The organism is Sandaracinobacteroides hominis (assembly GCF_016464365.1).
In the GTDB taxonomy this organism is placed as follows: Bacteria; Pseudomonadota; Alphaproteobacteria; order Sphingomonadales; family Sphingomonadaceae; genus Sandaracinobacteroides; species Sandaracinobacteroides hominis.
On the sequence record NZ_JADCUC010000002.1, the window covers coordinates 1 to 14,357 of the forward strand.

16 protein-coding genes and 1 pseudogene are annotated in these 14,357 nt (G+C 63.6%); 15 read left to right on the forward strand and 2 right to left on the reverse strand.

The window, feature by feature from the left end; all coding sequences use genetic code 11:
• The 5 genes from IM784_RS04735 to IM784_RS04755 form a co-directional block, all read left to right on the forward strand.
• Positions 1-140, forward strand: a 140-nt coding sequence (locus IM784_RS04735; RefSeq protein WP_199554174.1) for a transposase, incomplete at its 5' end; no start/stop codon positions are given.
• Between the two features lie 16 nt (positions 141-156).
• Positions 157-522: a hypothetical protein gene (locus IM784_RS04740; RefSeq protein ID WP_199554175.1), complete on the forward strand. Its 366-nt coding sequence runs from the start codon at positions 157-159 to the stop codon at positions 520-522.
• A 190-nt stretch (positions 523-712) separates the two neighbouring features.
• Positions 713-1,513, forward strand: coding sequence for a WYL domain-containing protein (locus IM784_RS04745; RefSeq protein ID WP_199554176.1), 801 nt, complete (start codon positions 713-715; stop codon positions 1,511-1,513).
• 118 nt (positions 1,514-1,631) lie between these two features.
• Positions 1,632-2,117, forward strand: a complete 486-nt coding sequence (locus tag IM784_RS17550; protein WP_199554177.1) for an excisionase family DNA-binding protein — start codon at positions 1,632-1,634, stop codon at positions 2,115-2,117.
• Positions 2,117-2,689, forward strand: coding sequence for a PIN domain-containing protein (locus IM784_RS04755; protein ID WP_268920813.1), 573 nt, complete (start codon positions 2,117-2,119; stop codon positions 2,687-2,689). Before IM784_RS17550 ends, IM784_RS04755 begins: the two co-directional genes overlap by 1 nt.
• 234 nt (positions 2,690-2,923) lie before the next feature.
• Here IM784_RS04755 and otsB read toward each other — a convergent pair.
• Positions 2,924-3,746 (reverse strand): annotated as a pseudogene (otsB, locus tag IM784_RS17685) (trehalose-phosphatase).
• A gap of 256 nt (positions 3,747-4,002) precedes the next feature.
• Here otsB and IM784_RS04765 point away from each other — a divergent pair.
• The 10 genes from IM784_RS04765 to IM784_RS04810 all read left to right on the forward strand — a co-directional run bounded on the left by IM784_RS04765 (position 4,003) and on the right by IM784_RS04810 (position 12,706).
• On the forward strand, positions 4,003-5,298 hold the full coding sequence (locus IM784_RS04765) for an O-acetylhomoserine aminocarboxypropyltransferase/cysteine synthase family protein (protein WP_199554179.1): 1,296 nt from the start codon (positions 4,003-4,005) through the stop codon (positions 5,296-5,298).
• Positions 5,299-5,399: 101 nt separating this feature from the next.
• Complete coding sequence (locus tag IM784_RS04770; RefSeq protein WP_199554180.1) at positions 5,400-5,804, forward strand: hypothetical protein; 405 nt, start codon at positions 5,400-5,402, stop codon at positions 5,802-5,804.
• A gap of 188 nt (positions 5,805-5,992) precedes the next feature.
• Entirely contained in the window at positions 5,993-6,439 is a 447-nt protein-coding gene (locus IM784_RS04775) for a DUF2244 domain-containing protein (RefSeq protein ID WP_199554181.1), read from the forward strand.
• A gap of 77 nt (positions 6,440-6,516) precedes the next feature.
• Positions 6,517-7,029, forward strand: a complete 513-nt coding sequence (locus IM784_RS04780; protein WP_199554182.1) for a copper chaperone PCu(A)C — start codon at positions 6,517-6,519, stop codon at positions 7,027-7,029.
• Complete coding sequence (locus tag IM784_RS04785) at positions 7,016-7,645, forward strand: SCO family protein (protein ID WP_199554183.1); 630 nt, start codon at positions 7,016-7,018, stop codon at positions 7,643-7,645. The genes IM784_RS04780 and IM784_RS04785 overlap by 14 nt, the downstream gene beginning before the upstream one ends.
• 47 nt (positions 7,646-7,692) lie before the next feature.
• Positions 7,693-9,768 carry a TonB-dependent siderophore receptor gene (locus IM784_RS04790; RefSeq protein ID WP_199554184.1) on the forward strand — a complete coding sequence of 692 codons (2,076 nt, stop codon included), beginning with the start codon at positions 7,693-7,695 and terminating at the stop codon, positions 9,766-9,768.
• A gap of 1 nt (position 9,769) precedes the next feature.
• Positions 9,770-10,615, forward strand: a complete 846-nt coding sequence (locus tag IM784_RS04795; RefSeq protein WP_199554185.1) for a DJ-1/PfpI family protein — start codon at positions 9,770-9,772, stop codon at positions 10,613-10,615.
• Positions 10,616-10,712: 97 nt separating this feature from the next.
• A complete protein-coding gene (locus tag IM784_RS04800) occupies positions 10,713-10,874 on the forward strand; it encodes a hypothetical protein (RefSeq protein ID WP_199554186.1) in 162 nt (53 codons plus the stop codon).
• A 35-nt stretch (positions 10,875-10,909) separates the two neighbouring features.
• Positions 10,910-12,262 (forward strand): PepSY-associated TM helix domain-containing protein, encoded by a 1,353-nt coding sequence (locus tag IM784_RS04805; RefSeq protein WP_235976574.1) that lies wholly within the window; start codon positions 10,910-10,912, stop codon positions 12,260-12,262.
• A gap of 135 nt (positions 12,263-12,397) precedes the next feature.
• The gene (locus IM784_RS04810; protein WP_199554187.1) at positions 12,398-12,706 is read left to right on the forward strand and encodes a hypothetical protein; all 309 of its coding nucleotides are present in this window, start codon (positions 12,398-12,400) and stop codon (positions 12,704-12,706) included.
• Here IM784_RS04810 and IM784_RS04815 read toward each other — a convergent pair.
• Entirely contained in the window at positions 12,703-14,223 is a 1,521-nt protein-coding gene (locus IM784_RS04815; RefSeq protein ID WP_199554188.1) for an AraC family transcriptional regulator, read from the reverse strand. The genes IM784_RS04810 and IM784_RS04815 overlap by 4 nt on opposite strands.
• Positions 14,224-14,357 lie beyond the last annotated feature (134 nt).

Sequence of the window (14,357 nt, forward strand, 5' to 3'; positions counted from 1 at the left end):
TCTACAAGCAGCGCAACCGGATCGAGCGATGCTTCGGCCGCCTCAAGCATTTCCGCCGTTTCGCTACCCGCTACGATCGACGAACCATCCACTTCACCGGCTTCATTCACCTCGCCGCAGCAATGATCTGGTTACGATGAATGTCGATCCGGCCTAATGAGCAACATTCTTGCATTTCCGCCAAAACTTGGTGCCACACCCTTGCCGGTGAGCACGAAGCGATGCCAGTTCATCGCTGTCCACCACGCGCTGCAGGCGCTTTGCTGGACCGAGTACGTCAACGCCGAGCTTATCCTGCTCAACCTTCCGCCGGATCCGGTAGATCAGGACGAGAAGGCGGCGCTTCGGCACTACCTAGACGAACTGGCCGCTCAGCTGATGCCAATCCCGGCACGGTGCGAACAGGATCTCGAGTTCAAGCGGGCAGTGAAGGCGCGCGCGTTTGACGTGACGTGGGAGCCGGCTTGGGATGATCAGCTGCGGCAGGATGAAGCACGAGCGCCGGAGTTTCTGGCGGAGTGAGGTCGGGCGATTGGGTGAGAGAACGTGGGGCATCATATCTCTGGCCCTAGTTTTTCCCTTCGATGTTGGACGGAGGGCGCGTCAGCCATCATGCATATTTGCGCTTGGGACACCTAGTTAGGCGCCCCCATTCGAGCGGGTCTGGAAATTTCGTCGCACCGAATGCAGAATGCTCAGCAGGGGGGCATGTATGCGCAAATTGATCGTTGAGCTCTGGCTTGAAATTCGGGGGCACCGAGTGCCCGTGCCGAAGCTGCGGGGCTCGGCGCCAGCTTGGGATGCTGGAGATGAGCCTGAACTTGCGGCGCCAGCTCCCGCGTTGGTCAATGACGAAGGCCCGCCAGGGGGCGAACTGGACGCAATTGCTGGGGTGTGCGTAGAAATTGTCTATTGCGACAGCAAGGGCAGGGAAGCCGCCCGCCGGATTACCTGCAGAACTCTGACCGAAGCCAAGGGGCTTACCTATTTGGACGCCTATTGCCACGAACGCGAGGCGTTCAGGCGGTTTCGATGCGATCGGATCCTGGAGGTGGTGCAGCTGGACACGGGCGAATGCCTGGTCTGCGATGAGTTCCTGAACGACTACCGGATTGATCGGCGAGCCGAAGGCGGCATTTCCTGGGGCATGGACGTGCGCACCTATGCGCGATTCCTGAACGCGCTGCGGGTGCTGGTCTTCATGGGGCGCTGCGACCATCAGTGGCACCCGTTGGAAGTGGACGAGATCGAGCATTTCATCGCGAGCTATTGGATGAGAACCGAGCGCCCCGGCGAACCTCCGATCGATGACATGCTGGCCAAGGCGCGACGGATGGCGCCCATGCCGGAAGAGTTCTTTGTGGCCCTGCAATCCATTGCTGAAGATGCCCGGTTGGTGCGCATCATCCGGCCGTTCCTGCGATCGGTGGTAGAGGCCGACGGCATGCTGGCAGATGAGGAAATGTTCTGGGGTACGAAGGTCGATGTTTTCTTGGCAGAAGCGGCCGCCTGATAGAGGCACCGCGGCGCCTCAAATTTATGCTCACGAATCGAGCTGATTCAATGAAGAGTTGAAACAAAGAGCCGTTTCGCTTATTTCGTTTAAGAGCACTGGGGCCAGGAGAAGATAAGTGACCGCACTCGCGCTCGCACTCGAGGATTCGAGTGCGTTAGAGCAGGCTGAGATTGAGGCAGCGACCGTCGCTGCGCGTGGTTTGGCCAGTCTCAATCCAACTGAAAAGACGATCGTCGTAAGCGCTCAGGAAGACGCTGCAGCACAAGTGCGCCTGCCAGCGTCGGTTGTGCGCGCCTTGATGAAGGTCGTAACCGAGATGGCCAATGGCAATGCGATTGCCATTGTTCCCGTTGAGGCGGAACTCACCACACAGCAGGCAGCGGATCTGCTCAATGTATCGCGCCCGCATTTCGTCTCTCTCCTTGAGACGGGAAAGATTGAGTTTCGAATGGTAGGCACCCATCGCAAGGTTAAGGGGCGGGATGTTCTGGCGTACCGCGATCGTGAAACGATGCGCCGTCGCGAGGCGCTCGCGGAGATGGCTCGCCTCGACAGCGAGTTAGGCCTGGACGAGGATGATGCCACGGTGAGCGCCAACTGATGCTGGTTGGGCGATACGCATGCGTCCTAGACGCATGCGTGCTTCACCCAGCGCTATTGAAGGGCGCTCTGCTTTGGTTGGCCGATGAAGGGTTGTATCGCCCTGTTTGGTCGGAGCTTATCCTAACCGAATGGCAGCGCAGCCTGGAAACACGCTTCAATGAGCAACCCGAAAAGGCTGCTCGGCCCGTAAATCTCGCTCGGGATGCCTTCCCCACTGCGATGATTGAGGTTCCTCCTGAGCTAATTGGGGGCATAACCTTGCCCGACCAAGATGACCGGCACGTCGTTGCCGCCGCTTTGGTAGCTCGGGCCCACGCCATTGTCACAACCAACTTGCGCCACTTTCCTGCAGATATATGTAAAAGCTACGGAATAGAGGTCATTCACCCTGACACCTTTCTAGTGAACGTAGTTGACCTTGATGAGCGACGGGCCGTTTCAGCCCTGCGCAGGCACCGCGAAGTTCTTCAGAATCCGGATATGACAGCAGAGCAATATTTGGTCGAATTTGAGCGCAGGGGCTTGGTTCAGACAAAGCAGCGACTGGCAGCGCTGGTGGGGCTGCTCTAGCGAGAGGTGGGCAGAATGTAGGACAGAAGCCCACGATGGAGATGATTGCCCTATAAGGGTTGTGCAGACACCCGCTCCGCCATTTGCCGGCCTCGGGCGCTTCGCCGCCCAGCAGCGCGGAAAACAGCGGGTCGCCGTCAACGCGCGGAACGCACCCCCATACGAAGCGCCCCTGCCGGTCGATCAGCGCGCTGACCTGGCAATTGCCGATGGGCCACAGATCGAGCGTGGGCGTCATTGCGCCACCGCCTGCAGCCAACCCCGGAGTGCAGCAGGGGATTCGATGCCGAAATACGCCTCGCTTTCCCGCGGCGCACCCACCAGGATTCTCTCTCCCCCCAACTCGCGCGCGGCCACGAACGCCGGTTCGTCGGTGGTGTCGTCGCCGATGAAGACGGGGCGGGTGCCCGCCATAGGGGGCCGCCGCATCAGGCTTTTCACCGCGCGACCCTTGTCTCCGCCGGCCACGCGCAGCTCTGCCATCATCTTGCTCGGCTGCAGCTCCAGCCCCAGAGTTTCGGCAAGCGTCGCGGCAAGCGCGCGCGGCTGCCTCGGCATCCGGCGCCATCCGGTAATGTACGGCAACGCCAAAGCTTTTTTCCTCCACCAGCACGCCCGGCCTGCCGTTGGCAAAGGCGTGCAGCGCGCCGCCGGCCGCGTCCAGGCTGGGTGGCCGCTCCGGGCGCGCATAGCCGCCGCTCCAGCGATGTTCGCAGCCGTGGCTGCCCGAAACTGCCAGGCTCTCTGCGATTTCACCCAGGATTCCGTCGATCTGGGTGATCGAACGCCCGCTTACGATGGCGAGCCTGCCGTCCAGCTTCCCGGACAGCCGCGCCAGCAGCGCCTTCAGCGGCGCGTCGGCCACCACGGCGTCGGGCCGGTCGACGATATCCAGCAATGTGCCGTCCAGATCGAGGAACAGACTGGCGCCCTCGAGCAGATTTTCAGGGGGAAGCGGTAACGCGTCCGGTCGTTGTGAAATCGTCTTTCTCCGGCTGCCGCAACGGGCGATCCCGGCTGTTCGATCCGGGTTCGCGGGGCGAAACGAGCCCATCATTGGCCCGCCTATCGAAACCGCCCAAAGGGTTTGCCGATAGTAACCGGCCGTCGTGCAGGCAATTGGCGCCGGCAGGCCGGTTCGTCTCCCGAATAGCGAAGAGCGTGCCGGGAGGGAAGGTTCCAGTCGGATTCGGCGGCGCAAATGCCCCGTGGCGAAACAGCGCTGATCGATGGCGTGCGCGATCGGCGGGAGATTGACCCTCCACGGCTCAACGGGTTACCGCTGCGGCAACCCCAACAAACCAGGTGAAGCCATGACCGATCGCCCGCTGCATCCCGAAACGCTGGCGTTGCATGCCGGATGGCGGGCCGACCCCTCGACGGGCTCGGTGGCGGTACCCATCCACCAGACGACGTCGTATCAGTTCCGCGACACCGAACACGCCTCAGCCCTCTTTGCCTTGCAGGAGCTGGGCAACATCTACACGCGGATCATGAATCCGACGACCGATGTGCTGGAAAAGCGTGTCGCCGCGCTGGACGGCGGCGTGGCGGCGCTTGGAGTGGCATCCGGTCAGGCGGCGTCCGCCATGGCGCTCCAGACGATCGCCAAGGCCGGCGACAATGTCGTTAGCTCCACTGCCCTCTATGGCGGGACATGGAACCTGTTCGCCAACACGCTCCGCGATCAGGGCATCGAAGTTCGCTTTGTCGATCCCGCCGACCCCCGGAGCTTTGAGCGTGCCACGGATGCCAGGACGCGGGCCTATTATGCCGAGACCCTGCCCAATCCAAAGCTGGAGGTCTTCCCGATTGCGGAAGTGGCGGCGATCGGGCGCGCACTCGGCATTCCGCTGGTCATGGACAATACGGCGGCCCCGCTGCTGTGTCGGCCGCTCGACCACGGTGCCGCAGTCGTGGTGTATTCGGCCACGAAGTATCTTGGCGGTCATGGCACATCCATCGGCGGGTTGATCGTCGACGGCGGCAGCTTTGACTGGGCCGCCGCCGCCGACCGCCAACCCGCCCTCAACAGTCCGGACCCGTCGTATCACGGCGCCATCTGGACGCAGGCTGTGCAGGCGCTCGGGCCGATTGCCTATATCCTGCGCGCCCGGACCGTGCTGCTGCGCGATCTCGGCGCGGCCATTTCGCCGTTTAACGCGTTTCAGATCCTGCAGGGCATTGAAACGCTGCCCCTGCGCATGTCGCGCCACTGCGAAAATGCGGCCAGGGTCGCCGACTGGCTGGCCCGGCAGGGCCAGGTGACGCGGGTGATCCACCCGAGCCAGCAGAAGGGCGACGTGCGCGCACGCGCGGACCGCTATCTGGCTGGCGGGTTTGGCGGACTGGTAGGATTCGAACTTGCCGGCGGTGTCGATGCCGGGCGCAAGTTCATCGACGGGCTCGAGCTGCTTTATCATGTGGCCAACATCGGCGACGCCCGCAGCCTGGCGATCCATCCCGCCTCTACCACGCATTCGCAGCTCGATGCCGAGGCGCAAACGGCAACAGGTGTTTCGCCCGGCTATGTCCGCCTGTCGATCGGCCTTGAGCACATCGACGATATCATCGCCGACCTGGATCGGGCGCTTTCGGCAGCTGCCTGACATTGCGCTTCGGTACGGCAGGTCGCGCGGGGTGCGGCCAGCCGGGCTGAGACATTTCTACCAGATGACACCGTGCAGATCGTGCGATAAGGGCGGCGGCCATGACGGGACGTTTCGTGAATTGGCGCGCTGGGCGGGGGCTTTTGCCCTTGCTCATCCTGTGCGCCCTCGCGATCCGCGTCGCAGTTCCGGCCGGCTATATGCCGGCATTTGCCGGTGGCAGCGTCAATCTCATTCTCTGCTCGACTGCGGGTGGCGGCGAGATTGCAGTCGATTTCGGCAAGGCGCGGCACGGGCCCGACGATCCGCATCAGAAGTCCGAGATGCCTTGCCTGTTCGCGGCGGCGCTCAGCCAGGCGAATTTGCCGGACACCGGGCCTGCAAAGCTGCTACCCGACTATTCCGGCGGTGCCGATGCCGCCAATGGCCGGGCGATCGCAGACCTCACCATCCACCGACTGGCCGCACCTCCGCCGCCCTCGCTTGCTCCACCCGCGCGCGCCTGACGGCTCGTGCGGCGGACACCTGACCTCGTTCGCTGCTGAATTGCGCCCGGCCTGTGCCGGGCGCTGCGCGCGCACCCGCACAGGGCGCGCCCTGCATCGGGGTTACTGCCATGCATGCAATTCCGCGGAGAGATTACTCCAGACCTGATGGCTATCCGACGGACGCACCGGTCCTCGGGGAAATCCATATGTCGGCGCCGCGCTCGTCCATCCCCCCCGCCGGGCGCTGGATGGTGATCGGCGCGCTCGCGCTTACTCTATTGGTTTCGCTGCGATTTCTGCTCCTCGGCGCCTGGCCGGTGATGATTTTCGCGCTGCTGGACATCGGCGCGCTGGCGCTGGCGCTGCACCTGTTTTCCCGAAGCCAGGTGGAACAGGAATGGCTTCGGGCCAGCTCCACCGGAATCGAGCTGGTCCGGGTCGACGGACGGGGCCGAACGCATGTGGATAGCTTCCCGCCCGTCTGGACCCGCGTCGAGGCCCGCTCGCGGTCGGAGACCGACTTTCAGCTTGAGCTCGTCGCCTCCGGGAGGCGCCGGCCAATCGGGCTTTGCCTGACCGCCGAGGAGCGAAGGGAGATCCATCCGCATGTCCAGCGGCTGCTGGCAAAGGCGGGATCCCGGCAACTCACCTGACCTGTCCGACCAAGGCTGATCTCTGCGTTGCAGCGGCGCCCGAGCGGTCTTTTTCACTCTTGTCGAAAGCCATTTCCATGAAGTTTCCAATCCTTGCAGCCATTGCCCCTGGCCTTGCCATTGCCCCTGGCCTCGCCCTTGCCCTCGCCACTGCCATCCCTGCCCCTGCGATCGCGCAGGACTTCCAGGTGGGCAAGCTTTCCATCCAACAACCGTGGGCGCGTCAGACCGCCGTTGGCCAGGCCAATGGCGGCGCGTTCATGAAGATCGCCAACTCGGGCAAGACAGCAGATCGCCTGTTGTCCGCCACCTCGCCGGTCGCCGGCGTCGTCGAAGTCCACACCATGTCGATGGAGGGCGGGGTCATGCGGATGCGGGCTGTGCCCGAAGGGTTGCCTGTGCCTGCCGGCGGTACGCTCGAGCTGAAGCCCGGCGGCTATCACATCATGCTGATCGGGCTGAAATCCCAGTTGAAGCCGGGCGACAAGGTGCCGCTGACGCTGAAGTTCGAAAAGGCCGGCACGGTGGCTGTGCAGGTGAAGATTCAGCCTGTCAGCCATGGAACGGGAAACAGCCATGCCGGAAGCTGATCCCGGCAAACGGCCCCCGCTCCTTTCGCGGTGGGGGCCTGTTCTGTTGCTGCTGGCGATGGGGCTGCTGGTCGTGGCGCTGGGCGTGGGGGTCGTGCGCCAGTTCAGCGGCGGACCGACATCCGGCTATAGTTCTGCGATCGGCGGCCCCTTCACCATGACCGACCAGAATGGCCGCACCGTGACGGACGAGAGCCTGAAGGGCCGGCCCTATGCCATCTTCTTCGGCTTTACCCGCTGCCCCGATGTCTGCCCGACCACGCTCAGCCATATGGCCGCCTGGCGCAAGCAACTTGGAAGGGATGGCGACAAGTTCGATGTCGTGTTCGTGTCGGTCGATCCGGAGCATGACAGCCAGCAGGGGCTGGCAAGCTATCTGACGCTGTTCGATACGCCGGTGACCGGCTTGCGGGGCACCCCGGAGCAGCTGGCCGGCATCGTGAAGGCCTATAAGGTCTTCTACGCGAAGGTTCCGCAAGCGGGCGGTGACTATACCATCGACCATACCGCTTCGATCTACCTGATGGACTCCAAAGGCCGGTTCATCGGCACCATTGCCTATGGCGAAGACCAACGAACGGCAGTCGAGAAACTGCAGCGGCTCGCTTCGAGCTGAAGCGCCATATTCAAACAAAATCAAGTAATTATATAAAGGGGAAATCAATGAACTACGCTTATCTGCTCGGCGTTTCGGTACTGGCCGGGGCATCCGCGGCATCTGCCCAGCAAGTCGGAGGATGGACCGCGGATACGATCATCGTGACGGGGGTCCGCGAAAGCTATGCCGAACCGCAGGCCGCAACCGCGACCCGCACGGCCACGCCCATCGAACAGGTGCCGCAGTCCATCCAGGTGCTCACCCGCTCGCTGATCGACGAGCAGCAGCTGCAGACGCTGACGGATGCGCTGGTGAACGTGTCGGGCGTGGTGCCGACCAGCACGGCCCAGACCGTGCTGCAGCCCACGCTCGTCCGTGGCTTCAGCGTCAACTATTTCTTCGACGGAACCCCCAGCTACCAGCTGCCGCCCAGCGCTGCCGATCCCGGGACGCTGGTGAATGTGGAGCGGATCGAAGTGGCCAAGGGGCCGACGGCAACGCTTTACGGCGGCGGCGCCGGTGCGCCGCTGTCTGGCATCATCAACCTCGTTTCCAAGGATCCCACCGGCGAGTGGAGTGCAAGCCTTGCAGGCCGTGCGGGAAGCTTCGGCACCGTCGGTGCCGAGGCCGATCTGAACGTGCCGCTTGGGGATATTGCGGCCTTCCGGGTGGCTACCTCCATCGAAAGCAGCGACAGCTACATCGATTTCGTCAGCCGCGATCGCTTCGCTGTCTTTCCGACCCTGCTGCTGAACCTTGGCGAGGATAGCCGGCTGATCGTGCGCGGGCGCTACACCAAGCTGCGGCAGACGGAATATGCCGGGGTGCCCTACGAACTGCTGGAGCCCGAGGCGCTGATCGATCGCAACGTCTATGCCGGCGCGCGCGACATGCCGCGCACCTCGGTCGAGAACAAGGCCATCACCGCCACCCTCCACCACAGCTTCTCCGACAAGGTGGAGGCCAGCGCCACCTTCAACCGCACGAACAGCAAGTTCGACGAATGGGGCACGTTCCCCTACGGCAAGATCTTCGGCACGGTCTATAATTTCGGCAGCGCCTGGCTGCCGACCGAGAGCAAGAAGACGTTCGCCTCCGGGTCGGTGACGGCCCGCTTTGGCGAGGGAACGTTCCGGCAGCAATGGCTGGTGGGCGCCGACTATGACCACACCGACTATTATGGCGCGATGTACTTCAACCCCGTCTGGGGTGTGGTGGACTATGCCAACCCGTTGCCGGCGCAGCCGTTCGGCGGCCCGCCGCCGATCTATTTCGACCAGAAGGACCGGCTGGAGAGCATTGCCCTGTTCGCGCAGGATCAGATTTCCATCGGCGACCGGCTGGATGTGACGCTGGGCCTGCGCTGGACGAAGCTGAAGATCCGCAGCGCGATGATGGGCCTGGAGAGCGACACCAGCGACAGCAAGTTCACCCCACGCGTCGGCGCCACCTTCAGGCTCGTCGACGGCCTGTCGCTGTTCGGCGGCTATTCGGAAGGTTTCCAGGGCGTGGTGGGCGCTGCCATGTATGGCATCACGCCCAAGCCCGAGACATCGCAGCATTGGGAAGGCGGGCTGAAGTTCGCCGGCGTGGTGAAGGGGCTGACCGGCACGGCCGCCCTCTATCAGCTGACGCGGCAGAATGTGCTCACCCCGGACCCGGCCAATCCGTTCCTCTATGTGCAGACCGGCGAGCAGCGCGCGCAGGGGGCCGAGCTGGACCTTGTGTATGAACCCAACGCCAACCTCTCCCTGCTGTTCAACTATGCCTACACCGACGCCAAAGTCCGCAAGGACAACAATCTGCCCGTGGGCGACAGGCTTCGCGCCGTTCCCGAACACAGCGGGCGATTGGCGGCCCGCTATCGGGTGACGGATGGCGCCCTGTCCGGCCTTGGCTTCGGTGCCGGCGTCACGGCGATGTCGTCTCGTGAGCTGACCTTGCCCAACACCCTGTCGGTGAAGGGGGTCGCGCTGGTCGATGCGCAGGCGTCCTACAAGGTGGGGCCAGCCACCATCGCCCTTTCCGTCGTCAACCTGCTCGGGTCGAAGGCCTTCGACCCCTACCAGTATTTCGGCGGCGCCTATGTCAGCCCGACGCAGCCGCGTTCGGCCTTCCTGACCCTTCGTGGAGATTTCTGAGATGGACAGCCCGATCCTCGACCGCCGCACGGCGCTTCTGGCCGCAATCCTTGCCCCTCTGGCGGCGCAGCGCGCGGCCGCCCAGGGCGTGCCCCTTCCTGCAGGCGCCGATCAACTTTCCAACCACGATATGTCGACCATGCCGGCCGACTGGACCCGGCCCGACGTGATCGCCATGCTGTGTTATCCCAAGATGACGATCCTCGATCTTATCGGGCCGCAGTACATGTTTGCCGGCCTGATGGGGGCAACGGTGCATCTGGTCGGCAAGACGCGGGATCCGATCACCAGCGATACCGGCGTGACGATATTGCCCACCATCACGTTCGACGAATGCCCGAAGGATCTGACGGTGCTGTTCATACCCGGCGGCGCCGAAGGAACGCTGGCCGCCATGGCCGACAAGGCGACCCGCGATTTCGTCGCCGATCGCGGCTCCCGCGCGAAATATGTCACCTCGGTCTGCACCGGGTCGCTGGTGCTGGGGGCTGCCGGGCTTCTCAAGGGCTATCGGGCGACCAGCCATTGGGCATCGCTGGAAAATCTGCCGGATGTCGGCGCCATCAAGGTCGCTGAACGGGTGGTGCGGGATCGGAACCGTATCACCGGTGCCGGCGTCACCTCGGGCCTCGATTTCGGCCTGACCATGGTGGCCGAGCTGCGCGACGAATTCTATGCCAAGGGCATCCAGCTGATGTGCGAATATGATCCGGATCCGCCGTTCAATTCGGGCTCGATCAAGACCGCGCCGCCAGAGGTCGCCGCCATGATCGGCGGAATGTTCAAGCCTTTCCCGGGGATGGTCCGCGAAACGCTGAAGATGATCGCCGCATCCGGGAAGGGATGACTGGCGGCTGCGTTCGCCAAAGCTGTTTGACTGTTCAGGAGAGCATGTTGAAGTCCCTTTTGCTCGCGGCCGCAGTCGGCCTGGCTGCCGCCCCCGCATGTGCAGAGGCGGAGGAGGCCCGTATGTCGAGGGGCGAAACCTGACCGACAAGCGCTACATCTCTACCGTGGCGATCGCCGGCGTGGCGACCGAAGCCTCGCAGCTGTTCAACCCCGGCACTGGCCGCGCCGTCTTCGCCGGCATTCGCTTCCGGCTTTGATCGGCGCAGCCCGCACATCTCTCAGGGAGCATAGTTTGGCCTCCGCATCGACAGCGACGAACATCTACCGGACGATCTGGCGCTGGCACTTCTATGCCGGCTTGTTCGTCATGCCGTTCATCGTCATCCTTGCGCTCTCGGGCACGCTCTATCTGTTCAAGCCGCAGATAGAGCGCTGGGAGGAACGCGATTTCCGTTCCCCCGCAGGGGTGGCGACCGTCCTGCCGCATCAGCAGCTGGAGGCCGCGATGGCGGCCTATCCCGGGGCGCAGTTTCTCGGCTACCGGCTGCCCGAACGCCCCGGTGATTCCGCGCTCATCCAGCTTTCACAGCCGGCTGGCGCCGGGCCGGTGGAGGTGTTCGTCGGTCCTGAGGGGAAGGTCGCCGGCAGCCTGATGCCGGAAGACCGCATCATGGCGCTGGTGCTGCGGGTTCACAGCGAATTGCTGGCAGGCACGCCCGGCAATCGGCTGGTGGAACTGGCGGCAAGCTGGGTGATCCTGATGATCCTGTCGGGGCTCTATCTCTGGTGGCCGCGCGGCGGTGGGGCGGCGGGTGTGGTCTGGCCAAGGCTGGGGCGCGGAAGCCGTGTGTTCTGGCGCGACCTTCATGCGGTGACCGGCTTCTGGATATCCGGTCTTGCCCTGATCCTGCTGCTGACCGGGCTGCCCTGGACCGAAGTCTGGGGCGGTGCCTTCAAGGCGGCACGGCAGGAGTTCGGCTGGGTGAAGGGCGCCTCGACATGGCAGATCACCCATGCCGCGCCGGACGCGTCGGCCGACCCCCATGCAGGGCATGGAATGGTGGACGAGAAGAATATGGGTCCGGCGAACTTTGCGCCTCAGGCCTTCGATGCGATGGTTGCCCGCGCCCGCGCCGAAGGATTGGCCTTTCCGGCGATCGTGACCCCACCGGGCGCGCCGGGACGGTTTGGACAGCCGGGCGAGCCGGTCTGGACGATACGGTCGGATGCCCTGAACGTGCCGCTGCAACAGACGATCCGCTTCGATTCCCCTGCAACGCAGGAGCTTTCGCGGGAGCGATTTGCCGACGAGCATGTCGTGGACAGGGTCGTCGGCTATGGCATCGCCTGGCATCAGGGCCAGTTGTTCGGCCCGCTGAACCAGCTGATCGGCGTGCTGACCGCATTGGGCCTTGTCACGATGGCGGTCAGCGGTTTCGTGATGTGGCGCCGCCGCAAACCCGCTGGCCGGCTGGGGGCTCCCCCGGCGGCGCAAACCGGCTCTCCGCTGATCATGGTCCTGCTGATCTTCTGTGCGCTGCTGCTCCCGCTCGTCGCCGCCTCAGTCCTGCTGATCTGGTTTGCAGACAAGCTCCTTCTGCCCCGGATACCCAAAGCTGCGGAATGGCTCGGCGTGCGCCCATGATCGACAGCGCAGAACAACGTGCAAACGGCGCCCGCGCGGTTTGCGCCTGCGCGGATCGGGTCATCCGACAATCTGCAAAGAATTACGGGAGAGGATGACAAGACGGGTTGACGGCGGAACGGCTATCCCTCGGAAATGACCAGCCCCCACTCGAACTCCAGCAGCGATCGCGTGGAGGAGTTGCTGGAGGATGCGAGCAGCCAACTGCTCGCGCTTGGGGATGCGCTCGACAGCCGGCAACCTGCCGCGATTGCCCGTACGTTGGAGATGGTCCTTCGCATACGTGGAATGGACTCCCTTGCCATCGCCGGTGGTGTAGACCGCGCCTATCTCAGGGCTGCGCTGGTGAGACTGGCACCAGAGGACTGCGATTTGCTTCGAAAGCTTGTGGCACAGCTGCTGGCCGACGTTTCGCTTCCGGATCATCCGGCGGGTAGCTGTTAGGTGGCTCCCCAGTTCCCCGAGGCGGGCATGGTGGCCAGCGGACTGCGGGGACCGAACAAGGGCGTCTGCCGCAGATCAATGCCCAGCTTCTGCAGGCCATAGCCCTGTGCCGCGTCGGCGATCCGGACGGCCTTGGCCGCCATGCCCGATCCCCGCGCACCCAAGGACCCCATTACCAGCACCAGTGTCTGAACAAGGATCCCGGCCGCAATCCTGCGCCGGCCTTCCGCGCTGATCTTGTGGGCGGCGGCGCCTGTGCGGCGGACCGCGGTTCTCAATCGCGCCGCGTCTGCGGGCGATGGCATGGCCAGATGGTTCGCCTCCATGGACAGGACGATCAGCAGGATGGTGGCAAGTGAAGAAAGATCCCGAATATCAGCACCAAAATGGGTAAAACGCTCCTCGTACAAGTCAAAGAGATCATATCTCGCGAATGTCTCCCGAATGCGTTCGGCCGATTCAGGTATGTTCCGGCATAGTTCGGCGGTCAGGGCGGGCTGCAAGTCGCGCAGGCTTTCATAGCTTTCGAGGCCTGTCGGGATGGGCTCATCCGCTGCCTGAGATCCGGAGGGTGCAATCAGGCCATTGCCGACAATGTCGGCCAACCAGCGGTCGGACTCGACGAAGCTCGCATCCAACAGCTTGTACCAGATCAGCCGCTGGCTCCCTGAAGTCATCTGATCGGCCGAATGGCTCATCTGCGGAAAGGCAAGCCGCGCCTTGTCGTCGCGTTTCCGTGCCCAGTCGCCCGGCGTAGTTCCGACATACAGCTGAAAAACCCGGTGAAACTGGGTGTAGCTGCCGAAGCCGGCTGCCAGCGCGCCGGTCAGCAGGTCGCCTGACTCGGGATAGGCATCCTGGAAGCGCTCCAGCCGGGCAATATTGCGCCATTCCACGAAACCGCGACCTGTCTGCGCCATCAGCAGGTCGCCGAGATATTTGGCGGAAACACCGCATTTTGCGGCGAGTGCAGGCATGTTCACGATTTCGTCGTCCGAGCGCCGCAGCAGGCCGAGTGCCTGCGTGACGGCGGGGTGCCGGATCGCCGGAGGCGGGCCGGCGCTGGTGCAGGCGATATGCATCGTGCTTCTCAGCGCATATTGCAGGCCCAGCCTGTAGACATCCGGCTGGTCGGCGTCCTGGCTGAGGTGCGAATACAGCCGGTCCAGCGCGATGGCATCTTCGGCAGACAGCGATTTCAAGGGGTTGCGCGCGGCAAGCTGCAGTATCTCCGGCGAAACATAGGCGGAGGAGAGGGACCCTACCCACATGTCGAGGTCCGGGCCTCGCATCAGGCGGTGGCGCTGATCTGGAAGTATCCAGACCAGAGTGCCCGGCTTCAGTTCAAAGTGATTGTCCTCCAGGAAATAGGCGCCGCGGCCGGAAATGATCAGATTGAATTCCAGCTCCTCGTGGTGGTGCTCCACTTCCCAACCCACGCCCGGCCCCGTGCGGCGGATATCCTGCAGCTGCCTGACGCTGGGATAGCTCTGGAAATCTTCAACATCGCTGCCCATCCGCCGCAGATTATCCGATGCCTGACACGCGCTCAACAGAAGCGCCAGTTTTCACCGGGGAAAGTCGGTTTCGGAAAATGAGAAAAGAAAGCCGGAAAACCGGGAAGAGCGACCGGCGGCAAATGCCCTAGACG